General features: G+C 72.1%; 22 protein-coding genes, 1 pseudogene and 1 riboswitch. Of the genes and pseudogenes, 12 read left to right on the top strand and 11 right to left on the bottom strand.

Translation table 11 applies throughout. The annotated features are described in order from the left end of the window. Positions 1-82: 82 nt before the first annotated feature. From ACIQV3_RS04140 to ACIQV3_RS04130, 3 genes are read right to left on the bottom strand one after another with little or no spacing between them, the layout of a single operon-like run. Positions 83-715, bottom strand: a complete 633-nt coding sequence (locus ACIQV3_RS04140; protein ID WP_323187825.1) for a TetR/AcrR family transcriptional regulator — start codon at positions 713-715, stop codon at positions 83-85. A 36-nt stretch (positions 716-751) separates the two neighbouring features. After that, positions 752-2,836 (bottom strand): YhgE/Pip family protein, encoded by a 2,085-nt coding sequence (locus tag ACIQV3_RS04135; protein ID WP_403709550.1) that lies wholly within the window; start codon positions 2,834-2,836, stop codon positions 752-754. Then, on the bottom strand, positions 2,808-3,818 hold the full coding sequence (locus ACIQV3_RS04130) for an ATP-binding cassette domain-containing protein (protein ID WP_403709548.1): 1,011 nt from the start codon (positions 3,816-3,818) through the stop codon (positions 2,808-2,810). Before ACIQV3_RS04130 ends, ACIQV3_RS04135 begins: the two co-directional genes overlap by 29 nt. Before the next feature lie 231 nt (positions 3,819-4,049). On the opposite strand from ACIQV3_RS04130, the gene ACIQV3_RS04125 reads away from it, so the two are divergent. The 5 genes from ACIQV3_RS04125 (at position 4,050) to ACIQV3_RS04105 (ending at position 8,214) form a co-directional block, all read left to right on the top strand. Next, positions 4,050-4,547 (top strand): SAV_6107 family HEPN domain-containing protein, encoded by a 498-nt coding sequence (locus tag ACIQV3_RS04125; RefSeq protein WP_403709546.1) that lies wholly within the window; start codon positions 4,050-4,052, stop codon positions 4,545-4,547. A gap of 69 nt (positions 4,548-4,616) precedes the next feature. After that, entirely contained in the window at positions 4,617-5,375 is a 759-nt protein-coding gene (locus ACIQV3_RS04120) for a class I SAM-dependent methyltransferase (protein WP_403709544.1), read from the top strand. Positions 5,376-5,660: 285 nt separating this feature from the next. Next, entirely contained in the window at positions 5,661-6,062 is a 402-nt protein-coding gene (locus tag ACIQV3_RS04115; protein ID WP_403709542.1) for a DUF3040 domain-containing protein, read from the top strand. Positions 6,063-6,185: 123 nt separating this feature from the next. Then, positions 6,186-6,800, top strand: a complete 615-nt coding sequence (locus ACIQV3_RS04110; protein ID WP_403709540.1) for a DUF4126 domain-containing protein — start codon at positions 6,186-6,188, stop codon at positions 6,798-6,800. A gap of 10 nt (positions 6,801-6,810) precedes the next feature. Then, positions 6,811-8,214, top strand: coding sequence for a phytoene desaturase family protein (locus ACIQV3_RS04105; RefSeq protein WP_403709538.1), 1,404 nt, complete (start codon positions 6,811-6,813; stop codon positions 8,212-8,214). Positions 8,215-8,233: 19 nt separating this feature from the next. On the opposite strand, the gene ACIQV3_RS04100 is transcribed toward ACIQV3_RS04105, so the two are convergent. The 5 genes from ACIQV3_RS04100 to ACIQV3_RS04080 all read right to left on the bottom strand — a co-directional run bounded on the left by ACIQV3_RS04100 (position 8,234) and on the right by ACIQV3_RS04080 (position 12,785). Next, positions 8,234-9,151, bottom strand: coding sequence for a hypothetical protein (locus ACIQV3_RS04100; protein ID WP_403709536.1), 918 nt, complete (start codon positions 9,149-9,151; stop codon positions 8,234-8,236). A 51-nt stretch (positions 9,152-9,202) separates the two neighbouring features. Then, positions 9,203-10,117, bottom strand: a complete 915-nt coding sequence (gene metF, locus ACIQV3_RS04095; protein WP_403709534.1) for a methylenetetrahydrofolate reductase [NAD(P)H] — start codon at positions 10,115-10,117, stop codon at positions 9,203-9,205. Positions 10,118-10,282: 165 nt separating this feature from the next. Continuing rightward, positions 10,283-10,933: a thiamine phosphate synthase gene (gene thiE, locus ACIQV3_RS04090; protein ID WP_403709532.1), complete on the bottom strand. Its 651-nt coding sequence runs from the start codon at positions 10,931-10,933 to the stop codon at positions 10,283-10,285. Positions 10,934-11,033: 100 nt separating this feature from the next. Continuing rightward, positions 11,034-11,399, bottom strand: coding sequence for an Rv2175c family DNA-binding protein (locus tag ACIQV3_RS04085; RefSeq protein WP_327252328.1), 366 nt, complete (start codon positions 11,397-11,399; stop codon positions 11,034-11,036). Between the two features lie 141 nt (positions 11,400-11,540). Next, complete coding sequence (locus tag ACIQV3_RS04080) at positions 11,541-12,785, bottom strand: NAD(P)/FAD-dependent oxidoreductase (protein ID WP_403709530.1); 1,245 nt, start codon at positions 12,783-12,785, stop codon at positions 11,541-11,543. 137 nt (positions 12,786-12,922) lie between these two features. Beyond that, a riboswitch (TPP riboswitch) is annotated at positions 12,923-13,035 on the top strand. On the opposite strand from ACIQV3_RS04080, the gene thiO reads away from it, so the two are divergent. The 3 genes from thiO (at position 13,033) to ACIQV3_RS04065 (ending at position 15,265) form a co-directional block, all read left to right on the top strand. After that, complete coding sequence (gene thiO, locus ACIQV3_RS04075; RefSeq protein WP_403709528.1) at positions 13,033-14,268, top strand: glycine oxidase ThiO; 1,236 nt, start codon at positions 13,033-13,035, stop codon at positions 14,266-14,268. Its footprint overlaps the riboswitch before it by 3 nt. Next, positions 14,265-14,465 (top strand): sulfur carrier protein ThiS, encoded by a 201-nt coding sequence (gene thiS, locus ACIQV3_RS04070; protein WP_403709526.1) that lies wholly within the window; start codon positions 14,265-14,267, stop codon positions 14,463-14,465. Before thiO ends, thiS begins: the two co-directional genes overlap by 4 nt. Before the next feature lie 5 nt (positions 14,466-14,470). After that, positions 14,471-15,265: a thiazole synthase gene (locus ACIQV3_RS04065; RefSeq protein ID WP_403709524.1), complete on the top strand. Its 795-nt coding sequence runs from the start codon at positions 14,471-14,473 to the stop codon at positions 15,263-15,265. Between the two features lie 590 nt (positions 15,266-15,855). On the opposite strand, the gene ACIQV3_RS04060 is transcribed toward ACIQV3_RS04065, so the two are convergent. Together ACIQV3_RS04060 and ACIQV3_RS04055 are read right to left on the bottom strand one after the other, a co-directional pair. Continuing rightward, positions 15,856-17,094, bottom strand: a complete 1,239-nt coding sequence (locus ACIQV3_RS04060; RefSeq protein WP_403709522.1) for a helix-turn-helix domain-containing protein — start codon at positions 17,092-17,094, stop codon at positions 15,856-15,858. Next, complete coding sequence (locus tag ACIQV3_RS04055; RefSeq protein WP_403709520.1) at positions 17,091-17,411, bottom strand: putative quinol monooxygenase; 321 nt, start codon at positions 17,409-17,411, stop codon at positions 17,091-17,093. Before ACIQV3_RS04055 ends, ACIQV3_RS04060 begins: the two co-directional genes overlap by 4 nt. 510 nt (positions 17,412-17,921) lie before the next feature. Between ACIQV3_RS04055 and ACIQV3_RS04050 the strand changes: the two genes are divergently transcribed. From ACIQV3_RS04050 to ACIQV3_RS04035, 4 genes and pseudogenes are all read left to right on the top strand, one after another. Next, on the top strand, positions 17,922-19,124 hold the full coding sequence (locus tag ACIQV3_RS04050) for an RNA-guided endonuclease InsQ/TnpB family protein (protein WP_403709518.1): 1,203 nt from the start codon (positions 17,922-17,924) through the stop codon (positions 19,122-19,124). A gap of 101 nt (positions 19,125-19,225) precedes the next feature. Continuing rightward, entirely contained in the window at positions 19,226-21,196 is a 1,971-nt protein-coding gene (gene pknB / locus ACIQV3_RS04045) for a Stk1 family PASTA domain-containing Ser/Thr kinase (RefSeq protein WP_403709516.1), read from the top strand. Positions 21,197-21,205: 9 nt separating this feature from the next. Beyond that, positions 21,206-22,081 (top strand): deoxyribonuclease IV, encoded by an 876-nt coding sequence (locus ACIQV3_RS04040; RefSeq protein WP_403709514.1) that lies wholly within the window; start codon positions 21,206-21,208, stop codon positions 22,079-22,081. Positions 22,082-22,097: 16 nt separating this feature from the next. Continuing rightward, positions 22,098-22,241, top strand: a pseudogene (locus ACIQV3_RS04035) (DUF4396 domain-containing protein); the annotation flags it as partial. Between the two features lie 21 nt (positions 22,242-22,262). On the opposite strand, the gene ACIQV3_RS04030 reads toward ACIQV3_RS04035, so the two are convergent. Then, positions 22,263-22,895 (bottom strand): sulfite oxidase-like oxidoreductase, encoded by a 633-nt coding sequence (locus ACIQV3_RS04030; protein WP_403709512.1) that lies wholly within the window; start codon positions 22,893-22,895, stop codon positions 22,263-22,265. Positions 22,896-22,934: the final 39 nt, after the last annotated feature.

Raw genomic sequence — 22,934 nt, 5'->3', positions numbered from 1 at the left:
GTTCTACGCGGCCCGGCCGCCCCTGCGGCACCGCCGATCGGGGGGCACTGCCGATCGGGGGTCACCCGCCGGCGGAGACGCGTCAGCGGTTCCCGCTCACCCGGCCCCGCAGCAGCAGCGACAGCGCCGAGTGCACGTCGTCCAGCGACCGCTCGCTCTGGAAGGACTGCCAGTCCAGCGCGGCCACCAGCACCATCCCCACCATCGCCGCGGCCGTCAGCGGCACGTCGATCTCCGCGCTGAGCTCGCCCCGTTCCACGCCTTCGCGCAGCACCGTCTCGACGACGGCGACGGCCTCCCGCCGGACGACCATCAGCGTGGACTGCCAGGTCCGGTTGGTGCGCCACAGCTCGGCGACGTAGAGCTGGGTGAAGGCGGGGTAGCGGTCGATGAAGACCAGTCCGGCCCGGATCATCTCGTCGAGCGCCTCGACCCGGGTGCCGCCCCTGGCCTCGGTGGATTCCGCCGCCGTGCGCAGGGACTCGGTCAGGAGGCCGACCCCGTGCCGCAGCAGCTCCTCGAAGAGGTCGTTCTTGCTGGCGAAGTTGTAGTAGACGGTGCCCTTCGCCACGCCCGCCCGCTCGGCGATCTCCTCGACCGTCGTCGCGGAGAAGCCCTGCTCCGCTATGAGGGTGACGGCTGCTTCGTAGAGCTTCTGCCGTGTGGCCGCGCGGCGGCCACCACCCGCGGCCGTACCGGTGCTGCTGCTTTCCATGGCGCTGATTCTCACAGGTCAACCTGTCCGTCCGGGCTACAGGCTCAGTTCCGGGTGCAGCCGGTCCATCGTCCACACCTGCTTGCCGCGGGCGGCGAGGGCGGTCAGGGCGAGGGCGCCCGCCGTGAAGGCGGTGAGGACCAGGCAGCCCTGCCAGACCGGGGCGAGGTCGCCGCCGGTGATGAGCCGGCGCAGGCTCTCGACCACGTAGGACATCGGCAGGTAGGGGTGGATGGCATTGAAGAAACCGGGGCTGGTCTGGACGGGGTAGGTGCCGCCCGCCGAGGTGAGCTGGAGCATCAGGACGGCCAGCACCAGGATCCGCCCGGCGGCGCCGAACTTGGCGTTGAGCCACTGGACGATCGCGGCGAAGCAGGCGGTGACCAGGATCAGGAAACCGACGGTGAGCGCCGGCCGGGCCATCTGCAGGCCGAGTCCCCAGTGCAGTACGGACATCAGTGCGCCCACCTGCGCGGCGCCGATCCCCACCACGGGCAGCCAGCCCGCGAGGGCGATCCGCCAGGGCGAGGCTCCGGTGGCGAGCGCGCGCCGGTTCAGCGGCGCGATCAGCATGTAGGCGACCATCGCGCCGACCCAGAGGGAGAGCGGGATGAAGTACGGGGCGAAGCCGGTGCCGTAGTTGGGCGCCTTGTGCAGGGACTGGTTGGCGAGGCGGACCGGGTCGGCCATGACCTCGGTGCGGGCGTCGCGCTGCTGCTGGTCGTAGGCCGGGATCTTGCCCGCGCCGTCGTGCAGGCCGCCGGCGAGGTCCCCGTTGCCGTCGACGAGCTTGACCAGGCCGCCGTCGAGGTCGTGCGCGCCGGCGCCGAGCTTGCCGACGCCCGCGCCGAGCGCGCCGGATCCCTCGGTGGCGGAGCCGATGCCGGTGTGCAGCTTGGCCATGCCGTCGGAGACCTTGTGGGCGCCGTCGTTGAGGGCGTTCACCTGGGTGACCGCGGCCTCCAGGTCCGCGGAGAGCCCGGGGGCCTTCGTGACGAGGAGGCGGGCTTCGCGCTCCAGGTCGGCGAGCTGCTTGTGGAGGGTGGCGAGGTCTCCGTTCGCGTTCCCCAGCAGGGTGTCCACGTCGCCGGCGAGTTCCGCGGCTTCGGCGGCGTCGTCCTTGAGCCGCTTCAGCTGCGGGCAGGTCTCGGGGAGCGGCTCGGCGCCGGTGGTGCAGGTCTTCGCGTAGACGTCGGCGGCGCCGGTGGAGACGCGCCGGGTGACGGTCGCGGCGGCTGGGGCCGCCTTCGCGAAGGCTTCGAGGTGGTTGTCGACGACCTTGGCGGTGTCGGCGACCAGTTCGGCGCTGTCCGCGAGGCTCTTGGGGTCCTTGAGGAAGGGACGGGCCTTGTCGGCGGCGCCGCCGACCTTGTCGGCGAGCCGCTGGGTGCCGGCCGCGATGTCCTTCGTCCCCGTCTCCAGCTGTCCGGCGGCCCCGTTCAGCTTCTTCAGTCCGCCGGTGAGTTCGCCGTTCTTCTGCTTCGCCGTGTCCAGGCCGTCGGCGAGGTCCTTGGCGCCCTTCTGCGCCTTGCCCGCCCCGTCCGTGAGCTTGTCGGCTCCGTCGGCGGCCTGGGCGGTCTTGTCGTGGAGGTCGGAGAAGTTGACGAAGATCTTGTCGAGGAAACCGCGGGAGGCGTTGGTGGACGCGGCCGAGCGGACCTCGGAGAAGACGGTGCGCGAGATCGATCCGACGATGTAGTTGTTCGCGTCGTTGGTGCGGACCTGGAGGGCTCCGGTGGCGGGGTCCTCACCGGAGCTGGAGGCGATCTTCGAGCTGAAGTCGGCGGGCATGGTGAGGGAGAGGTAATAGGTGCCGTTCTCCAGCCCCTCGGCCGCTTCCTCCGCGCTCACCTCGCGCCAGTCGAAGGTCTTGCTGTCGCGCAGCTTGCGGGTGATCTCGCCGCCGGCGTCGATCTGCTTCCCGTCGACGGTGGCGCCGCGGTCGGAGTTGACGAGGGCGACCGGCACCTTGTCGAGGCGGCTGTAAGGGTCCCAGAAGGACCACAGGTACAAGGCTCCGTAGAGCAGCGGCAGCAGGAGCAGCGCGACGAGGGCGGCCCGGGGCAGCTTCCCCCGCCCGAACCGCTTCAGCTCAAGCGCGGCCAGCTTCGGCGAGCGCATCGTCGTCCCCCTTCGTGTCGTGCGGGTCTTGGGCGGTGGCCGGGATGCCGGTGCCGGCGGAGTCGGTGGTCTCGTCGGAGTCGGCGGTGCCGGCGGTTCCGTCGGTTCCGTCAGAGTCGTGCGGGGTGGTGGCCTGGACGCCCCAGGTGATCTTGGAGTCCGTGGGCCGGGGCACCACGGCGGATCCCTCGGCCGGTGTGGCGGCCTGGTCGGCGGCGGAGTCCGGGACCGGTTCCGTGGCCGGGCCCGCCGCGGGCTCCGAGGCCGGGTCGGTGGTGGTGGCGGCCGCCGGGACCGTGCGCAGGACCGTCGCGTCGGACGGGGCCTCGCCGCACACCGCGAGGACCGTGGTCCCGCGGGCGGCGAGGGAGCGCAGCAGCTCCCAGGCTTCGGCGCGTTCGGCGGCCGAGAGCTTGAGGTCCAGGTCGTCCAGGGCGAGCAGGCGGGGCGAGCCGAGCAGCGCGATGGCCACCGACAGCCGTACGGATTCCAGCCGTTCCAGGTCCCGCACCGAGGTGCGCGGCCCCTTGGCCAGGGTTCCGAGGTCGAGTCCGGCGGCGGCCAGCGCGGCATCGATCCGGGCCGCCGTGGAGGTGCGGCGCTCGGCGCGCGGGCGGAGCAGGGCGCGGACGGGGCCGTCGTAGCGGCGCTGGAGCAGGGCGCCCTCGCGCAGTTGCTCGGCGACGGTGAGGGCCTGGTCGAGGTCGTTGACCCCGGGCACCGGGCCGAGGGCGGCGATGCGGCGGACCGCGGCCATCTTCTTCGGCAGCCGGTGGCGGCCGATCTCGGCGTGGCCCTCGGTGGCCTTCATCCGGCCGGTGAGGGCGAGGAGCAGGCAGGTCCGCCCGCTCCCGGAGGGGCCTTCGACCGCGATGAGCGAGCCGGGCGCCGCGTCGATCCCGATCCCCCGGAAGACCCAGCCGCGCGGGCCCTTGACTCCGAAGTCCTCGGCTTTGACGGCCGCGCCGTGCGGGCTGTCCACGCCCTCCCCCTTCTTTTGAACTGACCGGTCAGTTCAAAAACTAGCATCCCCGGCGGCATCCACGGCGCACGGGGCGGCAGTTGCCCGGCGGCGGCCCCGGCGGCGGGGACGAAACCGCAGGTCAGCGCGATTGTCAGTGGGGCCCGTCACGATGGGGGCACGTAAGAACAGCTCGACCCGTAGGAGCTCGACCAGGCAGCGCGATGCGCACGCGATGACAGGAGGTTCGTCATGGCCACACCGTCCCCGTCCCCTGTCCACCCCGTCCCCCGGAAGTCGGCGGCTCCACCCGCCGCCCTCGACCTGCTCACCAAGGCCCACGAGGGCCTGGCCGAAGCCGCCCTGCTGACCCGGCCCAACGAGCGGTACGCCACCGCCCATCTCGCCGCGCTGCGCGCCGCCGCGGCCGTGCTCGCCGCGCGCGGGCGGCCCGAACCGGCGCACCCCCGGCGCAGGCCGCGGATCCGCAGCGCGTGGGAGGTGCTCCCGGAGATAGCGCCCGAACTGACCGAGTGGAGCGCGCTCTTCGCCTCCGGCGCGGCCCGCCGGGCGCGGGCGGAGGCGGGCATAGCGGGAGCGGCCACCGGCCGGGACGCGGACGATCTGGTGCGTGCCGTCGCGATGTTCCTGCGCCTGGTGGAGCGGATGCTCTCGCTCCGCCCGCCTGCGCCGGCCGGCCCGGCCCAGGCCCTGCCGCCACCGCGTGCGGAGCGTCCGGACGCGGGATGACCTGCCCGGTAGCGCGAGGCCATAGGGTGGGCAGCGACCGTTCACCAACGCGCCGAGGAGCCATCAGCCGTGTCGGACACTTCCCGCCCCCGCGCCTCCCTCCGCACCGCCGTGGTGTGGGAGGTCCTCAAGGAGGCGCTCGACCGCCGGGTGAAGGCGACCGGGCGGGACGTGCTGGACGTGCTGGACACGGGTGGCGGTACGGGCAAGTTCGCCGTGCCGGTGGCCCACCTCGGCCACCGGGTCACCGTGGTGGACCCGAGCCCCAACGCACTGTTCGGTCTGGAGCGACGCGTCGCCGAAGCCGGCGTGGCCGATCTGGTCCGCGGGGTGCAGGGCGACGCCCAGGGCCTGCTCGACGTCGTCGAGCGCGACGCGTACGACGTGGTGATCTGCCACGGCGTGCTGGAGTACGTGGACGACCCGGCCGAGGGCGTCGCCAACGCGGTGGCCGCCCTGCGCCCCGGCGGCATCCTCAGCCTGCTCGGCGCCGGACTCGGCGGGGCCGTCCTGGCCCGCGCCCTGGCCGGGCACTTCACGGAGGCCCGTACGGCCCTGACCGACCCGGCCGGCCGCTGGGGCGCGGGCGATCCGGTACCGCGCCGCTTCACCGCCGAGCAGCTCTCCGCGCTGGTCGCCGAGGCGGGTCTGGCCGTGGGCGCCGTGCACGGGGTCCGGATCTTCGCCGACCTCGTCCCGGGCGTCCTGGTCGACACCGAGCCGGGCGCCGTCGAGGCCCTGCTGCGGCTGGAGGAGGCCGCGGCCGAGCTCCCGGCGTTCCACGCGGTCGCCACGCAGCTGCACGTCCTCGGCGAGAAGCCCGCCTGATCTGCGGAGCTTCGGGGAACGCGGTGCGCCACTCACCCTACGAACCGGCGTCGTGACCCGTATGATCGGGGTCAGTGCCCGGCATGACGAGCGGACCTCTGGGGAATAACGCCCTCAGTGAGCCGTTCAAGACGGCGCTGAGCATTCCCCAAGCGGTACTTTTTACGGGCAGTGTTTTTTTAGAACGTGGCGTAGAGGGCGGGTATCACGGGGGCGATTCCCCGCCTATCCTGAAGGGGACCCCTGGTCGCTACCCCCCGCGACCGACGGATGAGGAGGACTCCCGTGCCGCTCTCGGAGCACGAGCAGCGAATGCTCGAGCAGATGGAGCGAGCGCTGTACGCCGAAGATCCCAAATTCGCTACAGCGCTTGAGGGAAGCGGACTGCGCACGTACACCCGGCGACGGGTCTACCAGGCAGTCGCAGGCATTGTGGTGGGTATCGCGCTCCTCATGACCGGTGTGATCGTGCCGAACGTACTGTGGATCAGCGTGGTGGGATTCCTCGTCATGCTGGGCTGTACGGTGCTCGTGGTCACCGGTTGGCGCAAGGCACCCAAGCCTGGTGAGCAACCCGCCTCCGGCAGTGCGGCCGGTTCGCCCCCAGGGCAGAACCGGCAGCGTCGGTCGATGATGGGCCGTATCGAGGAACGGTGGCAGCGCCGCCGTGACGAACAGGGGCAGTAGGCCCCACCGAACAGACTCGAGTGAGGGGACGGCCGCCGGAAGGCGGCCGTCCCCTCACTGGCATGCCGCGCTGTTCACCCCTGATTCCGCGCCGGATCACGGCTTCTGGGACATGATGATCAGATGAGTGTGCTCCCCCTGGTCTTCACCAGCGGCTGGGCCAGCGGGATCAACGCCTACGCCGTGGTCCTCCTGCTCGGCATCTTCGGCCGGACCGGCCTGACCGACGAGGTCCCCGCGTCCCTGCAGCGCACCGACGTGCTCATCGTCGCGGCCGTCCTCTTCCTCTGCGAGGCCGTCGCCGACAAGATCCCGTACGTGGACTCCCTCTGGGACACCGTCCACACCGTGATCCGCCCGGTGTCCGGAGCCGTGGTGGGCGCTCTGCTGGCCGGGCAGAGCGGCTCGCTCTCCGACATCACCGCCGGCGCGGTCGGCGGCACGACCGCCCTGGCCAGCCATTTCGTCAAAGCCGGCACGCGCATGGCGATCAACACCTCGCCCGAACCCTTCAGCAACGTCGCGATGAGCACCGCCGAGGACCTCGGGGTGGGCGGCATCGTCACCTTGGCGATGTTCAATCCGGAGGCCGCCGCGATCATCTGCGCCGTCCTGCTGATCATCGGACTCGCCCTGCTGATCTACCTCTGGGCCAAGATCCGCCGCTATCTGCGCCGCCGCGCCCAACGCCGCGAGGAGAAGAGACTCGCCGACGAGGTGGCCCGCGTCGCTCGATAGGCTCAGCCGCATGGCACGAATTGCGGTGATCGGCGCCGGGATGGGCGCGATGGCGACGGCGGCACGGCTGGCCGTGGCCGGACATCAGGTGACGGTGTACGAGCGCGGGGCGACCTACGGCGGAGCCGTCGGCCGGTACGCCCGCGACGGCTTCGCCTTCGACACCGGCCCCGGGCTGGTGCACCTGCCCGCCGTCTACCGCGATCTGTTCGTCAAGACCGGCAAGCGCCCCCTGGAGGAGTGCGCGGAACTGGTCCAGATCGACCCCGCCGTCCGCTACGTCCTCCCGGACGGCCGTACGCTCACCTTCCCGGGCGGCTCGCACGGCGGCGCCGCGGCCGCCGTCGACGCCGCCTTCGGACCCGGCTCCGGGGACCGCTGGAGCGCGGTCCTGGGCCGTGCCCGGGACGCCTGGGACGCCACCCGCCGGCCGCTCCTGGAGGAGCCGCTGAAGCAGGACCGGTCCGCCCTGGGCCGCGATCCGTACCCCGCGCTGCGCGGGAGCGGACTGCTGCGCCGCCGGCCGCCGACCCTGGCCGAGGTGGCCGCCCGCGAGCTCGGCGGCGGCGGCTTCGACGAGCTGCTCACCGCGCGCGTACGGGCGTACGGGGTCGATCCGGCGACCGCGCCCGCCTCGGCGGCGGTGCTGCCCTACATGGAGCAGACCTTCGGCAGCTGGTACGTGCGCGGCGGGGTCCGGGAGCTGGCCACCGCCGTGTACGAGCGGTGCCTGGAGCGGAAGGTCGCCTTCGAGTTCGGCGCCGAGGTGCGGGAGGTCCTCGTGCGCGAGGGCCGGGCGGCCGGGCTGGTCACGGCCGACGGGACCGAGGTCGCGGCCGACCACGTGGTGTGCGCCGCAGACCCCGGCGGGCTGCGGATCCCGCCCGCCCCGGACTCCGCGTCCACCCGTGCGGCCGAACCCGCCCGCTGGTACACCCTGTTCGCCGCGCTGCGCGGGGCCCGGGACGCCGGCGCCGCGCACCGCACGCTGGTGGGTCCGGTCACCGTGCTGCGCCCCGACGACCCGGCCACCCGGCCGGACGCGGAGCACGAGGCGGTCACCGTCCACGCGGTGCTGACCGGGGGGACGGCGCCCGCTCCGTCCGCCGAGGACCTGCTGACGGCGGCCGAGCGCGCCGTCCCCAGGCTGCGCGAGCGGCTGCTGTGGCACGAGCTGCGCACCCCGGCCGACGTCGAGGCGGCCACGGGCGCGGTGGGCGGCCGGGTGCCGGCGCCCGCGCTGGCCGGGGCCGGGGGCCGGCTGCTGCACCCGGCGAACACCACCGCCGTGCCCGGGCTGTACCTGGCGGGCGGCTGGGCGCACCCGGGCGGCGGACTGGCGCACGCCGGGATGACGGGGGCCCTGGTGGCCGGGCTGATCGTGGAGGGCGCGGACTTCAGCGGCTCCCGCTAGACGGCCGGGGGCCGGGCGGTTAGTAGCGGTACTGCTCGTAGTCGCCCGTGCCCTGGTACGGGTACGGGTACGGCTGCTGCTGCGGCTCCTCCGCCGGGTAGGGCTGGTTCACGTCGCGCTGCTGCGGGACCCAGACCCCGCCGGGCGGGGTGTCCATGGAGTACTGCTCCTGCTGCCCGGCCGCGTACGGGTCCGGGGCGTAGCCGCCGTACGGGTCCGGGTAGCCGTACGGCTGCTGCGGGGCGACGGCTCCGCCGGTGCCGATGTACGGATCCGAGTAGGCGGCGTAGACCTGCTGATCGCCGGGGGGCGGATAGCCGGTGGTGTAGTCGTAGCCGCCCTGGGTCTGCGGGTCGTAGTACGCCGCGTACTGGTGGGCGTCCTGCTCGGCGGGCGGGGCGAACCCGGTGAACGGGGAGGCGAAGGCGGCGTTCTCGCCGGGGACCCCGTACGGACCGGCCGCGTCGGCGTCCGGCTGCGCGGGGTAGAACCCCTGGACCCGTTCGCGCACGGCGCCCCCGCTGAACGCGCCGGAATCCTCGTCCGGCTCCTCGGCGTACTCGTCGTCCCCGGCCGGGTCGGGCCCGTACTCCAGGGCCGTGACCTCCAGGGCCGGCTCCGGGCGCGGTGCGCCCCCGGCCCGCCGGCGCCGGGTCTGCGCGAGCCCGGGCTGGGGGGCCTTGCCCCGGCGCAGCGCCCAGCCGGACACGAAGCCCTTGCGGAAGGAGAGGGTCACCAGCGTCTGGCCGATCGCGAACGCGACGGCGCCGGCCCCGATGACGAGCACCGACGGCAGCACGACACCGGCGACCACCCCGACGAACCCGGCGAAGGCGAGCAGGCGCCAGCGCAGCCGGGCCTTGTACTGCATCAGGACCTCGGCAAGCAGCCACAGCGCGACGAAACCGAACGCGATGTAGAGGACCGTCATTCCCATGCGGGGCCCCTCTCGGTACGGCCGCCCGCCCGGGGGGAACGGTACGGCCGGTCAGGCCCGCTGGTGCAGGCCCAAGTTCTCGTAGATCTCCAGCGTCGCCGTGGAGTTGTTCAGCGTGATGAAGTGCAGCCCCGGGACACCCTCGGACAGCAGCCGCGCGCAGAACTCCGTGGCGAACTCGATGCCAATGGAGCGTACAGCGGCCGCGTCGTCCTTGACCGCGAGCATGCGCTCTTTCACAGCCGCGGGGAAGATTGCGTTGCTGAGTTGCGGGAGCCGGTCGAGCTGCTTGATGTTCACAACAGGCATGACCTCGGGGATGATCGGGGTCTCGCAGCCCGCCTTCTCGACGCTGTCGCGCATCCGGAGGTAGTGCTCCGGATCGAAGAACATCTGTGTGATCGCATAGTCGGCGCCCGCGCGGCACTTGTCCACGAAGTGCCGGATGTCCGTGTCCCAGTCCGAGGAGCGCGGGTGCATCTCGGGGAAGGCCGCGACGCCGACGCAGAAGTCGCCGGACTCCTTGACCAGCCGGACCAGGTCCGCCGCGTAGTGCACGCCCTCGGGGTGCGGCACCCACTCGCCCATGGGGTTGCCCGGCGGGTCTCCGCGCACGACGAGCATGTTCCGGATGCCCGCGTCGGCGAACTGTCCGATGACGTTGCGCAGCTCGGCGATCGAGTGATCGACGGCGGTGAGGTGCGCGACCGGGGTCAGCGTGGTGTCCGCGGCGATCTGCTCGGTGGCCCGGACGGTGCCGCCGCGGGTGGAGCCGCCGGCCCCGTAGGTGACGGAGACGAAGCTCGGTGCCACCGCCTCGACCCGGCGGAGCGCGTTCCAGAGGTTGCGCTCGCCCTTCTCCGTCTTGGGGGCCCAGAACTCGAAGGAGTACGAGCGCCCGGACGCGATGAGGTCGCGGACCGTGTGTGCACGGTCCGACCAGGTGGAAGAGGTACCAAAGGCCATACGGGGAGGTTAGACGCGGTCCGGTGTCCATCGAAGCGTTGTCCACGGATTGGACGCGGAAATGAGACGCCGGGGTGGTGCGGGTGCGGGTGTGGGTGTGGGTGTGGGTGCGGGTGTGGGCGGCCGGAGCCGCCCCTTGTCCCGTCCGCTGCCGCCCGGGGCGCGCTAGCCGAGCCGGGAGCGGACCCGCTTGGCGAGGTCGGCGGCGGCGGCGCCGGGGTCGGAGGCCTCCGTGAGGGCCCGTACGACCACGACGCGGGAGGCGCCGGCGTCCAGGACCTCGTCGAGATTCCCGGCGTCGATCCCGCCGATGGCGAACCACGGCCGGTCCTGGGCGAGGGAGGCCGCGTGCCGGACGAGGCCGAGGCCGGGGGCGAACCGGCCGGGCTTGGTGGGGGTGGGCCAGCAGGGGCCGGTGCAGAAGTAGTCCACGCCGGGCTCGGCGGCGGCCGCGTCGACCTCCGCCTCGGAGTGGCAGGAGCGGCCGATCAGGACCTCCCGGCCCAGGATGGCGCGGGCGGCGGGCACCGGGATGTCGCCCTGCCCGAGGTGCAGCACGTCCGAGCCGATGGCGTGCGCGACGTCGGCCCGGTCGTTGACGGCGAGCAGCTTGCCGTGGCGGCGGGCCGCTTCGGCGAAGACCCGGAGGTGCTCCAGCTCCTCGCCCGCCTCCATGCCCTTGTCGCGCAGCTGGACGATGTCCACGCCGCCGGCGAGGACGGCGTCCAGGAACTCGGGGAGGTCGCCCTGCCGCTTGCGGGCGTCCGTGCACAGGTAGAGCCGGGCATCGGACAGCTGGGCGGCGATGGCGGACATGGGTACCCCCGGGGTGATGTGTCGTACGGGCGTCCGGACGTACGTACGCGGTGTGCGGGACCCGGACGGGCCCGCACACCGCGTGCACGGCGGATTCAGGTCAGAGGGCGAGCGCCTGAGCGCGGCGCTTCACCTCCGTGCCGCGATTCTCGCTCAGTGCCTGCACGGGGGTGCCGGGCAGGGTCTCGTCGGCGGTGAAGAGCCACTCCAGGATCTCCGCGTCGGTGAAGCGGTCGTCGCGGAGCACGGTCAGCAGGCCGACCAGCCCCTTGACGATCTTGTCCCCGTCGATGAAGGCCGCGGGGACCTGGAGGGAGCGGTTCTCGCCGCGGCGCACCGCGAGCAGCTGCCCTTCCTTGACCAGCTGGCGAACCTTGGTCACTTCGATGTCGAGCATCTCCGCGATGTCGGGGAGGTACAGCCAGGCGGGAACAAGGGCATCGATCTTTGCGTCAATCTCGGTCACGAGCACAAGCCTGCCATCTCGGACTGGCTGCCGGTACCCGAGCGACCCCGTCCGGGGACCCGGAGCCCCGCCGAGCGGGGCCGGAGACGGCCCGAGCGGGCCGGGAATCGGCCTGGGCGGGCCCGGCCCGGCCTCGGCGGGTCAGGTCGACGTCGACTTCAGGGCGGTCCCCGGGTCCGCGACCTTCGCCGGGTTCAGCAGCGCGCCCGACTCGATGAGGCGCCGGCCCTGCGCCAGGTCGCGCGGGCGGCCCACCGCGAGGACCGCGGCCAGCCGGCCCTCCCGCAGCCAGCACACCGACCAGGTGTCGTCCGCCGGGTCGCCGCGCCACACCATCGCGTCCGCGGAGCCGTGGTGCCCCGCGTACTGCACGAAGCGGCCGAACTGCTCCGACCAGAAGTACGGGACCGGGTCGTAGACCTGCTCCCCGGAGCCACCGGCGAGGATGTCCGCCGCGACCACCCGGGGCCCCTGGAGCGCGTTGTCCCAGTGGTGCACCAGCAGCCGCGACCCGTAGCGCCCCGACGGGAACGAGGCGCAGTCTCCCACCGCGTACACCCCGGGCACCGAGGTGCGCAGCCGCTCGTCGGCGACCACCGCCCCGTCCGGGCCGAGCTCCACGCCGGACCCCGCCAGCCATCCGGTGGCCGGCCGGGCGCCGATGCCCACCACCACCGCCCCGGCCGGCAGCGCCCGCCCGTCGGCCAGCAGGACCCGGCCCGGCTCCACGGAGGCCACCCGCGCGCCCGTCAGCAGCTCGGCGCCCGCCTGGGCGTACCAGCGCCCCATCGGCTCGGCGACCTCCGCGGGCAGCGCGCCCGCCAGGACCCGGTCGGCCGCCTCGACCACCGTCACCGCGCAGCCCGCCTCGCGGGCGGCGGTGGCGAACTCCGCCCCGATCCACCCGGCCCCGACCACCACCACCGCCGCGCCGGCCGCCAGTACGGGCCGCAGCCGGGCCGCGTCGTCCAGGGTGCGCAGCAAGTGCACCCCCGGGACGCCCTCCGCGCCGGGCAGGGTCAGCGGGAGGGCGCCGGTCGCCAGCACGAGGACCTCGTACGGGACCGGGCCGGCCCCGGTGTCCACTTCCTGGTCGGCGGCCCGCAGCCCGGTGACCTCGACCCCCAGGCGGAGCTCGATGCCGAGCTCCTCGAAGTCGACGTCGAAGGCCGAGTCCTCCGCCTTGCCGAGGAGCACCGCCTTGGACAGCGGGGGCCGGTCGTAGGGCTGGTGGGGTTCGGCTCCCAGCAGGGTGACGGGGCCGGCCCAGCCCTGTTCCCGGAGGGCGACCGCGGTCTGGACCCCGGCCATCCCGGCACCGACGATCACCACGCCGCGCCGAGTGTCTTGCGCCTGCTGCGTCTGCTGTTGCGTCTGCTCGCTCACGCGGCCCAGCCTAATCAACTGACGATCCGTCAGGAATAGCGGGCGGGAACCTACCCGGGGACCGGGCGGGGTTCGGGCGGGGACCGCCTCCGGGGAGGCAGCCTTACCGGCCGTCGGCCTCACCGTTACTCTGGCACGGAACCTATCGCGGGAGTCCGGGCGTACCGGGCTGAGAGGGAGGCTGGCCGGCCTCCGACCGTACGAACCTGATCCGGGTCATGCCGGCGAAGGGAGGGGCTGGACGCCCATGCATTCATCCAGGAACGGCCGGAGTCCCGGCCACGACGTCCTCGTCATCGGGGGCGGCATCATCGGTCTGGTCACCGCCTGGCGGGCGGCCCGGCGCGGGCTGCGCACCGCACTGGCCGATCCGGCCCCCGGCGGCGGCGCCGCCCAGGTCGCGGCCGGCATGCTGGCCGCCGTCACCGAGCTGCACTACGGCGAGGAGACCCTGCTCGGGCTCAACCTCGCCTCCGCCGCCCGCTACCCCCATTTCGCGGCCGAGCTCGCCGAAGCCAGCGGCGGGATGGACATCGGCTACCGCGCCTGCGGCACCCTCGCCGTCGCCCTCGACGCCGACGACCGGCTGCACCTGCGCGAGCTGCACGCCCTCCAGCGCCGCTGCGGCCTGGAGTCCGAGTGGCTGACCGGCCGCGAGTGCCGCCGCCTGGAGCCGATGCTGGCTCCGGGCGTGCGCGGCGGCCTGCGCGTGGACGGCGACCACCAGGTCGATCCCCGCCGCCTCGCGGCCGCCCTGCTGGCCGCCTGCGAACGGGCCGGCGTCTCCCTGCACCGCGCCGGAGCGGCCCGGCTGCTGACCGCCGCCGACCGGGCCTGCGGCGCGGTCCTCGACGACGCGGACGGTACGGAGCTGCGCGCCGACCAGGTGGTGCTGGCCGCGGGCTCGCTCAGCGGCCGGCTGGACGGCGTACCGCCCGAGGCCGTGGCCCCCGTACGGCCGGTGAAGGGTCAGGTGCTGCGCCTCGCGGTGCCACCGTCCTACGCGCCGTTCCTGTCGCGGACCGTACGGGCCGTGGTGCGCGGCAGCCACGTGTACCTCGTCCCCCGCGAGAACGGCGAACTCGTCCTCGGCGCCACCAGCGAGGAACTCGGCTGGGACACCACGGTCACCGCGGGCGGGGTCTACGAACTCCTGCGCGACGCCCACGAACTGGTACCCGGGATCACCGAACTCCCCCTGGTGGAGACCCGGGCCGGACTGCGGCCCGGTTCGCCGGACAACGCCCCCCTCCTCGGCCCGACCGAACTCCCGGGGCTGCACCTGGCCACCGGGCACTACCGCAACGGCGTCCTGCTGACCCCGCTGACCGGGGACGTGATGGCGGACCTGCTGACCACCGGCGAACTCCCGGAGATCGCCCGCCCCTTCACCCCGCGCCGCTTCGCCGCCACCTCCACTGCCGCCTCCACTGCCGCCTCCCCCGGCACGTCCACCCTCACGCGACAGGAGTCGTTCGCATGACCATTTCCGTCAACGGCGAGCCGCACGAGATCGCGGACGGGACCATGCTCGCCGCCGTGGTCGCCACCCTCACCGAGGCCACCAAGGGGGTCGCGGCCGCCCTCAACGAGACCGTGGTGCCGCGCGGCCAGTGGCCTTACACCTCCGTGACCGACGGCGACCGCGTCGAGGTCCTCACCGCGGTCCAGGGGGGCTGAGCACCATGGCGGACGACCTGTTCACCCTGGGCGGCCGGACCTTCTCCTCGCGCCTGATCATGGGCACCGGCGGAGCCCCGAGCCTGGACATCCTGGAACGGGCGCTGGTCGCGTCCGGCACCGAACTCACCACGGTCGCGATGCGGCGCCTCGACCCGACGGTCCAGGGCTCGGTCCTGTCCGTCCTGAACCGCCTGGGCATCGCCGTCCTCCCCAACACCGCGGGCTGCTTCACGGCGGGCGAGGCCGTACTGACGGCCCGGCTGGCCCGGGAGGCCCTCGGCACGGACTGGATCAAACTGGAGGTCGTCGCGGACGAGCGCACCCTCCTGCCGGACGGCATCGAACTGCTCGACGCCGCCGAGACCCTGGTCGACGAGGGCTTCACGGTCCTCCCCTACACGAACGACGACCCGGTCCTCGCCCGCAAACTGGAGGACGTGGGCTGCGCGGCGATCATGCCGCTCGGATCCCCGATCGGGTCCGGCATGGGCATCCGCAACCCGCACAACTTCGAGCTGATCACCGAGCGGGCCGGGGTCCCGGTCATCCTGGACGCGGGCGCCGGAACGGCCTCGGACGTGGCCCTGGCCATGGAACTGGGCTGCGCGGCGGTCATGCTCGCCTCGGCGGTGACCCGGGCGCAGCTCCCCGTCCTGATGGCCGCGGCCATGCGGGACGCGGTATCGGCGGGCCGCCTGGCCCACCGCGCGGGCCGCATCCCCCAACGCCGCTTCGCGGAAGCCTCCTCCCCGCGGGAAGGCCGAGCCGCCCTGGACCCGGAACGCCCGGCGTTCTGAGGGGAAGGCGGTACGGGGCCCTGCGGGGGCGGGGTCCTCGCCCCCTCGCGCACCACCCCGACCCGGTGGCTGCCCACCCGCCCCCCCTCGGTGCCGGGGCGGAACCGGCCCGCCCAGCGCGGCGGGACCGGGGAGAAGACGGAATCCGGGCCAGCCGGAAGCGTCGAGAGGTTTGGGGTTTCCCGTCAGCCTCATCGTCCTTCCGCGTCGGGCCGCCCTGTCAAGGGCGCTCACTACGTTCGCGTCGCTCCGCGACGGCCTTCGGCCGCCCTTGACAGACCGACCCGCCACGGAAAAACGAAGGCAGCCGGAAAACCCCAAAAGAACGGGCGGGTCAGAGAGACATGGACTGCCCGATCAGCGAAGCGCAACCCAGCTCCGGCAGGGACAGCAGCCCCGAGCTGGGCCCTTCCATGTCGAGAATCCGGGCCGGTGAGACGACCACAAGCCGCAGGCAAAGGACGCGCGCATCAGATCGCTACACGGTTCCCGCCCATGGCGTCCCCAGCCCGTCTGGGGCTGATGCCTTGAAACCCGCCCTCACCGCACGGTGAGGAGGTTGTCCCGCGACTTCCGCCGCGTCGTGGCGCTCATGCGAGGCTGTCCGTACGCTCCGCCAGCGCGCGCAGACGATCCGACGCAGTCCGGCCTGCGACGAGTACGAGGTCTCGCACGACCGCCCGGGCGGCCGCATGGGTGTGGATCACCTCGGGTGCCAGCTCCTCGGCGCGCAGCAGGCAGTCCAGGGAGTCGGCGTACTGGCGGCGTTGCACGTGGGCTCGGCCCAAGTCCATGAGCAGACGAGCCTGCCGCTCGGAGGACAGGCCGTCCATGCGGAGTCCGTTCGCGATGTCGAGCGCCTCGCCGGCATCGCCGAGCTCGACTGCGGTCGAGACGGCTTGGATCTCCACGTTCGTGGGACCGAATTCAAGATTGAAGTCGTTACGGTTCTCGCCCAGGAGGCTGGCGACGCTTCGGGCCGCGTCGATCTGCCGCCGCGTCGACGCCCTCTCGCCCAAGCGGGCGTGCACGAGTGCCAGCATCAAGTGCAGCGATCCCAGCACGGAGAGGTGTTGGGGTGTGGGCTCGTTGCTCTCGACATGCTGCAGGAGGGCGCTGACCGCCTTGGCAGCAGTGTGCTCGGCCTGGTCGAGGCGCTTCAGACGAACGAAGGCGTGGCAGAGGCGGTAGATCCCGGCGAAGACGCCGAGGGTACTGCCGGAAAGCTCCGCCTCTCGGATCGCCCGATCCGCCGCAACCCACGCGGCGTCCGCCTCGTTCTGACGAACGAAAGCCGCAGACAGGGCTTGGTAAATCCTCGCCAGCAGATCGTGCAGTTCGGGCAGGTACTCATCCGGCGCCGTTCGCACGGCCCGCTCCAGCAGCGGAACCGACGAGCTCATAGCCGCGCTCAGTTCGGCGAACTGACCGCCGTGCGTGAGCTGCCAGATCCTGTCAACCGATGCTCGAAGTTCGGCAAGGGAATCCGGCCTGAAGTCCTGGCGGGGGTTCAGGAGTACATCGAGCGCAGAGTGCCCGGAGAGCACCAGACGAGCCTGATCGAGATCGTTCGTGTCTGGTTCGGATGCCGTCTCGGCCTCTGCCGGGGCCGGGGCGTCGGGCTGCAGCACCTGGAGCGGCACACCAAGGCCGTCAGCGAGGAGCCGCAGCACGTCCAGGCGGTTCACCGGCTGGATGCCCCGCTCCACTTGGGACAGCCAGCTCGCCGTACGGCCGATGGCCGTGGCGAGTTCCCCCTGCGTCACCCCCCTCTGCTTGCGCAGATCGGCCACTCGCGCGCCAAAGGCGCGCCGCTCCTCGGAACTCACTTCTGCGCCGTCACCTTCCCGCCGGTCACGTCGAGGAAGGCGACCTCGACACCAGCAAGGTACTGCCCCCGTTCGGCAAGGAAGTACTTCGTGTGCGGCTGCGCCTCGTGGACGTCGAACGCGGCGCGATCCTCATACAGCTCGTAGAACACTCGCGCCAGCGGATCGCCCTCCGGTACGTGCACCACATAGACCAGGGTGCCCGGCTCTGCGCTCTTGATGCCCTCCAGCGTGGTCGCACACAGCTCATCGAATGCCGTCGCGGCTTCCTGGTCGCGCAGCGAGAAGCGCACGACCAGGCCGAATCCCTCGCTCATACGTGCTCCTTTCGAGTCGCGGCCAGTCTCGCAGATACGCAGAATTTCTGCGAGTAGCAGATTTTCTTGACTCGCAGAACTGCTGCGAGTAGCTTCGTAGTCGAGCTGCTACCCCGCGCGATCGGGGGCGCTCCCCTGCTACGCAAAGGAAACGCGCACATGCGTCAGATCCCCGTAGACACCTCGGCCTCCGAGACAGCAAGCACCTCAGACGCACCCTCGGCCGGGGTGGCCGCAGCGGTCGAGCCCAGTACGGACCTACTCGATCGTGCGCTTGTCGGCTGGGAGCACTTCCTCAGCACCTTCGAGGGAGCGTCGGATGAGTGAGCGCTACGAGTACGTCCCTCATCGGCTTCTGCGCCGTCCGCGACATCGCTTCCGCACTGAGGGGGAGTTAATGGCCGCGATCAACAAGAACGTCTCAGACTCCGTCACCCACGAGCGCTGGATGGAGCTGGCCCAAATCCGCGACACGTCCGGCCGCGAGTGCACCACGGTTAGGCTGACCGCGTGACGGCATCTCAGGGGACGGAAGAGACCGGGCACGCCCGGTTCACCTACCGGCTTCGTGTGTCGTCGACCGCGCTCGCCAGGCTGTTGGGTGAGTGGGACCGGTGCCGGTGGATCTGGAACGAATGCACCGCTCGGTCGAAGAAGGCCCGCGCCGAGAACGAGAAGTGCGGTCCCGCACGGCTGGACAAGATGCTGACCGAAACCCGCACCATGAATGCGTGGTTGCGTGATGGCAGCAGTGTTCCGCAGCAGCAGTTGGTTCGGGACTTCGGGAAGTCTCGTGCCAAGGCCTTGAGGGACGTCAAGGCGCGGTTGCCGATGCGGCAGCGGGCGGGGATGCCGAAGTTCAAGAAGAAGTCCCATGCCGATCCCACGCTCAATTACACCCGTCGCGGTTTCCGGATCAAGGACGGCCGCCTGCACGTCGCGGGCGGGATCAGCCTGAGGGTGGTGTGGTCCCGCGAACTTCCGGCGGACCCGTCGTCGGTGCGGATCTACCGCGACAGCCTCGGCCACTGGTACGCGTCCTTCGTCGTCTCCACCGAAGTCCGGCCGCTCCCGGAGACGGGCGCCGTGATCGGCATCGACTGGGGTGTGAAGGAGACGGCGACCACCACCGGCGACGCCCATGACCTCCCGCATCAGGAGCACGGGCGGAAGGCCGCCGCCGGGCTCGCCCACTACCAGCGGATGATGGCCCGCCGGAAACCGGCCAAAGGCAAGCCCGATTCGCGGGGCTACCGGGCCGCGAAGAAGCTGACGGCGAAGCTCCACAAGAAGGTGTCCCGGCAGCGCCAGGACACCGGCCGCAAGTGGGCCAAGGCTGTGGTCCGCGACCACGACGTCCTGGCGGTGGAGGACTTCCGGCCGAAGTTCCTCGCCAAGTCGACCATGGCCCGCAAGGCCGCCGACGCCGCGATTACCGCTACCAAGACGGTGCTGATCGCCATGGCGCGCAAGCACGGACGCATCGTGCACCTCGTCCATCCTGCGCACACCACCATGGACTGCGCACAGTGCGGAGCGAGAACCAAGCACGCACTACCTCTCTCAGAACGTACCTACACCTGCACCGCATGCGGAACCGTGTCCCCCAGGGACAAGAACTCCGCCCGCGTGATGCTGGTCCGGGCTGGTCTCAACCCGGCTGGTGCCGATCGTGGAAGACCTGACAGCCCTCCGGGCCGCCAGGCTGCGTGAGCCAGGAATCCCCGCCCCTCAAGGTAGGGAGGATTCAAAGCTGGGCTGCAACCCCCCGAGGACCGGGGCAGTCCGCCACCCGGCCCTCGTAGAATCGGCGGGTGGACACGACCCTGGATGACCCCCTCGTCGGGCAGACGCTCGACGGCCGCTACCGCGTGGACGCCCGTATCGCGGCCGGCGGCATGGCCACGGTCTACCGGGCCGTCGACACCCGCCTGGACCGGGTCCTCGCGCTGAAGGTGATGCACCCGGCCCTCGCCGCCGACCCCGACTTCGTCGACCGGTTCATCCGTGAGGCGAAGTCCGTGGCCCGCCTGGCGCACCCCAACGTGGTGGCCGTCTTCGACCAGGGCACGCACGGCCCGTACACGTACCTCGCGATGGAGTACGTGTCCGGCTGCACCCTGCGCGACGTGCTCCGGGAGCGCGGCGCGCTCCAGCCCCGCGCGGCCCTCGACATCCTCGAACCGGTGCTCGCCGCCCTCGGCGCCGCACACCGCGCCGGTTTCGTGCACCGGGACATGAAGCCCGAGAACGTGCTGATCGGCGACGACGGCCGGGTCAAGGTGGCCGACTTCGGGCTGGTGCGGTCCGTGGACTCCGTGACCAACACCACCGGGTCCGTCCTCGGCACCGTCTCCTACCTCGCCCCCGAGCAGATCGAGAACGGGGTCACCGACACCCGCGTGGACGTCTACGCCTGCGGGGTCGTGTTCTACGAGATGCTCACCGGATCCAAGCCGCACACCGGCACCAATCCCGCGCAGGTGCTCTTCCAGCACCTCAACGAGGACGTCCCGCCGCCGTCGGCCGCCGTCCCCGGGCTGCCCGTCGCACTCGACGAGCTCGTCGCCCAGGCCACCGCGCGCAACCCCGATCTGCGCCCCTACGACGCGGCCGCCCTCCTCGGGCTGGCCATAGGGGCCCGCGCCCAGCTCGCCGACTCCGAGCTGGACGCCGTCCCGCCGCAGGCGCGGGCCGCGGAGCGGACCGCCGCCGAGGACCGCACCAGCGTGATCCCCCGCCCGGTGACCACCCGGGCCGCACGCGGGGCACACGGCGCACACACCTCGCACGCCGCACACGTCGCGCACGCCTCGCACGCCGAGCCCGTGTCCCACACCTCCCGGCTCGCGTCTCCGCCGCTGCCCCCGGCGTCGGCGGCGGCCGCCTCGCGGATCCGGCGCCCCGGGGTGCTGCTCGTCGTGGTCGGTGTGCTGCTCTTCCTCGGCCTCGGTACGGGGGTCTGGTACATCAGCTCCGGCCAGTTCACGAAGGTCCCGAACCTGCTCGGCAAGACCGAGGCGGAGGCCAAGTCACAGCTGTCGGCGGCCGGGCTCGGGGTGAAGCGGGTCGACCGCAAGTTCAGCGCGGCCTTCGACAAGGGCACCGTGATGAACACCGATCCCGCCGGCGGCAAGCGCATCCGCGGCAACGGCGCCGTGACGCTGACCATCTCGCGCGGGCCCGAGGTCGTCGTGGTTCCCGACCTCAAGGGCAAGCCCCTGGAGGCCGCGAAGGCCGAGCTGACCTCGGCCGGGCTGACGCCGGGGGCCGTCACGCAGGCCTTCAGCCAGGACGTGGCGCAGGGCTCGGTGATCAGCACGGACCCCACGGGCGGGCAGAAGCGGTCCCTCGACACCCTGGTCGCGATGGTGGTCAGCAAGGGCCGCCCGGTACCGGTCCCGCGCGTCACGGGCACCTCCCTCGACCAGGCCCGTTCCACCCTGGAGGGCCTCGGCCTGAAGGTGCAGACGGCCCCCGAGGAGGTCAATTCCCCCTTCCCCGCCGGTACGGTCGCCAACCAGTCGATCGGCGCCGGCAGCCAGGCCGCCGCGGGTGACACGGTCACCCTCACCGTGTCCAAGGGCCCCCGCCAGATCCCGGTCCCGGACGTCACGGGCCAGGAGGCCGACGCCGCCCGCGCGACCCTGGAGGGACTGGGCTTCAAGGTCAAGGTCGACAAGCCCTTCCTCTCCTTCAGCAACACCGTCGACTCCCAGTCGGTCCCCGCGGGCCAGAACGCCGCCGAGGGCAGCACGATCACCATCAGGACCAAGGGGCTGTAACCGCACGCCATGAACAACAATTCGATGAGCCGCAATCCAGTGGGCGGGCACGTGCCCGTCGCGGGCGGGCTCGCCTCGGTGGGGCTGACGTACGCCCGCGAGATGGGCGCCGAGGCCGTGCAGGTCTTCGTCGCCAATCCGCGCGGCTGGGCCACTCCGCTCGGCAATCCGGCCCAGGACGAGCTGTTCCGCGGGGCCTGCGCGGCGGAGGGGATCCCGGCGTACGTCCACGCGCCCTACCTGATCAACTTCGGCTCGCACACCGAGGCCACCGTGGAGAAGTCCGTGGAATCGCTGCGGCACTCGCTGCGCCGGGCCCGGGCGATCGGCGCGCTCGGGGTGGTCGTGCACACCGGCTCGGCTACCGGGGGCCGGCCGCGCGAAGCCGCGTATGCGCAGGTCAGGGAGCACATGCTGCCGCTGCTGGACGAGCTGACGCATGACGACGACCCCTTCCTGCTGCTGGAGTCCACGGCCGGGCAGGGTTCCTCGCTGTGCTCGACCGCCGAGGAGTTCGGCCCGTACTTCGACGCCCTCGACCGCCATCCCATGCTCGGGATCTGCCTCGACACCTGCCACGTCTTCGCGGCCGGGCACGACCTGGCCGAGCCGGGCGGGACGAAGCAGACGCTGGACCTGCTGGTGGACACGGTGGGCGAGGGCCGGCTGAAGCTGGTGCACGCCAACGACTCCAAGGAGGGCGTGGGCGCCCACAAGGACCGGCACGCGAACATCGGTCAGGGCCACATCGGCCGGGACGCCTTCGCGGAACTGTTCACGCATCCGGCGATGGAGGGCGTGCCCCTGATCACCGAGACGCCGGGCGGCAAGGAAGGGCATGCGGCGGACGTGGCGCTGCTGAAGGAGCTGCGCGAGCTCGGGTGACCTGCTGAGGAATACGTTCTTCTTCGGCTACGCGCTCACCCTGCGCGGGATCCGCGCCGCCGGCCTGGACTTCCGTACGGCCATTCGGGTGGCGTTGGCGGCGGACACCCTTTCGATCGCCGTCATGGAACTGATCGACAACGGGGTGATCCTGCTGTGGTGAGTCCCTGACCTGCGGGGACTACAGCTCGGGGCCGTCCCCCGGCTCCTCCTGGTACGAGTAGCGCTGCTCACGCCAGGGGTCGCCGATGTTGTGGTAGCCGCGCTCCTCCCAGAAGCCCCGGCGGTCGGCGGTCATGTACTCGACGCCGCGGACCCACTTGGGACCCTTCCACGCGTAGAGGTGCGGTACGACCAGCCGGAGCGGAAAACCGTGCTCGGCGGTGAGCAGTTCACCGCCCTGGTGGGTGGCGAAGACGGTCCGCTCGGAGGCGAAGTCCGCGAGGCGCATGTTGGAGCTGAAGCCGTACTCGGCCCACACCATCACGTGCGTGACCTGCGGGGACGGCGGAGCGAGGGCGAGGATCGCGCGGGCGAGCACCCCGCCCCATTCGGCACCGGTCATGCTGAACTTCGTGACGCAGTGCAGGTCCGCCTCGACGGATTCGAACGGCAGGTCCGCGAACTCCTCGTGGTTCCAGCAGTGCTTCTCACCGTCGGCGGTCGCGCCGAAGACGCGGAACTCCCAGCGCTCGGGCTTGAACTTGGGTACCGGTCCGTAGTGGGTGACCGGCCAGCCTCGCTGCAACCTCTGCCCCGGGGGAAGCTCCAGTTGCTCTGATCCCGGAGATTCCCGGCTTTCCGGCTGACCCATGTCTCCATGGTGACAGACTTGGCGGGGTGGTCGTGACCA

It is taken from the genome of Streptomyces sp. NPDC099050 (assembly GCF_044759865.1).
GTDB lineage: Bacteria > Actinomycetota > Actinomycetes > Streptomycetales > Streptomycetaceae > Streptomyces.
Note: the sequence above shows the minus strand (reverse complement) of the source record. Positions and strands in the feature narration are given on the sequence as shown.

What these genes read in the sequence shown, in the direction of transcription:
- ACIQV3_RS04140 (WP_323187825.1), bottom strand. Translation starts at nt 715, where the DNA reads ATGGAAAGCAGCAGCACCGGTACGGCCGCGGGTGGTGGCCGCCGCGCG.
- thiO (WP_403709528.1), top strand. Translation starts at nt 13,033, where the DNA reads ATGCATTCATCCAGGAACGGCCGGAGTCCCGGCCACGACGTCCTCGTC.
- ACIQV3_RS04105 (WP_403709538.1), top strand. Translation starts at nt 6,811, where the DNA reads ATGGCACGAATTGCGGTGATCGGCGCCGGGATGGGCGCGATGGCGACG.
- metF (WP_403709534.1), bottom strand. Translation starts at nt 10,117, where the DNA reads ATGGCCTTTGGTACCTCTTCCACCTGGTCGGACCGTGCACACACGGTC.
- ACIQV3_RS04055 (WP_403709520.1), bottom strand. Translation starts at nt 17,411, where the DNA reads ATGAGCGAGGGATTCGGCCTGGTCGTGCGCTTCTCGCTGCGCGACCAG.
- thiS (WP_403709526.1), top strand. Translation starts at nt 14,265, where the DNA reads ATGACCATTTCCGTCAACGGCGAGCCGCACGAGATCGCGGACGGGACC.
- ACIQV3_RS04135 (WP_403709550.1), bottom strand. Translation starts at nt 2,836, where the DNA reads ATGCGCTCGCCGAAGCTGGCCGCGCTTGAGCTGAAGCGGTTCGGGCGG.
- ACIQV3_RS04125 (WP_403709546.1), top strand. Translation starts at nt 4,050, where the DNA reads ATGGCCACACCGTCCCCGTCCCCTGTCCACCCCGTCCCCCGGAAGTCG.
- ACIQV3_RS04030 (WP_403709512.1), bottom strand. Translation starts at nt 22,895, where the DNA reads ATGGGTCAGCCGGAAAGCCGGGAATCTCCGGGATCAGAGCAACTGGAG.
- ACIQV3_RS04065 (WP_403709524.1), top strand. Translation starts at nt 14,471, where the DNA reads ATGGCGGACGACCTGTTCACCCTGGGCGGCCGGACCTTCTCCTCGCGC.
- ACIQV3_RS04100 (WP_403709536.1), bottom strand. Translation starts at nt 9,151, where the DNA reads ATGGGAATGACGGTCCTCTACATCGCGTTCGGTTTCGTCGCGCTGTGG.
- thiE (WP_403709532.1), bottom strand. Translation starts at nt 10,933, where the DNA reads ATGTCCGCCATCGCCGCCCAGCTGTCCGATGCCCGGCTCTACCTGTGC.
- ACIQV3_RS04110 (WP_403709540.1), top strand. Translation starts at nt 6,186, where the DNA reads ATGAGTGTGCTCCCCCTGGTCTTCACCAGCGGCTGGGCCAGCGGGATC.
- ACIQV3_RS04040 (WP_403709514.1), top strand. Translation starts at nt 21,206, where the DNA reads ATGAACAACAATTCGATGAGCCGCAATCCAGTGGGCGGGCACGTGCCC.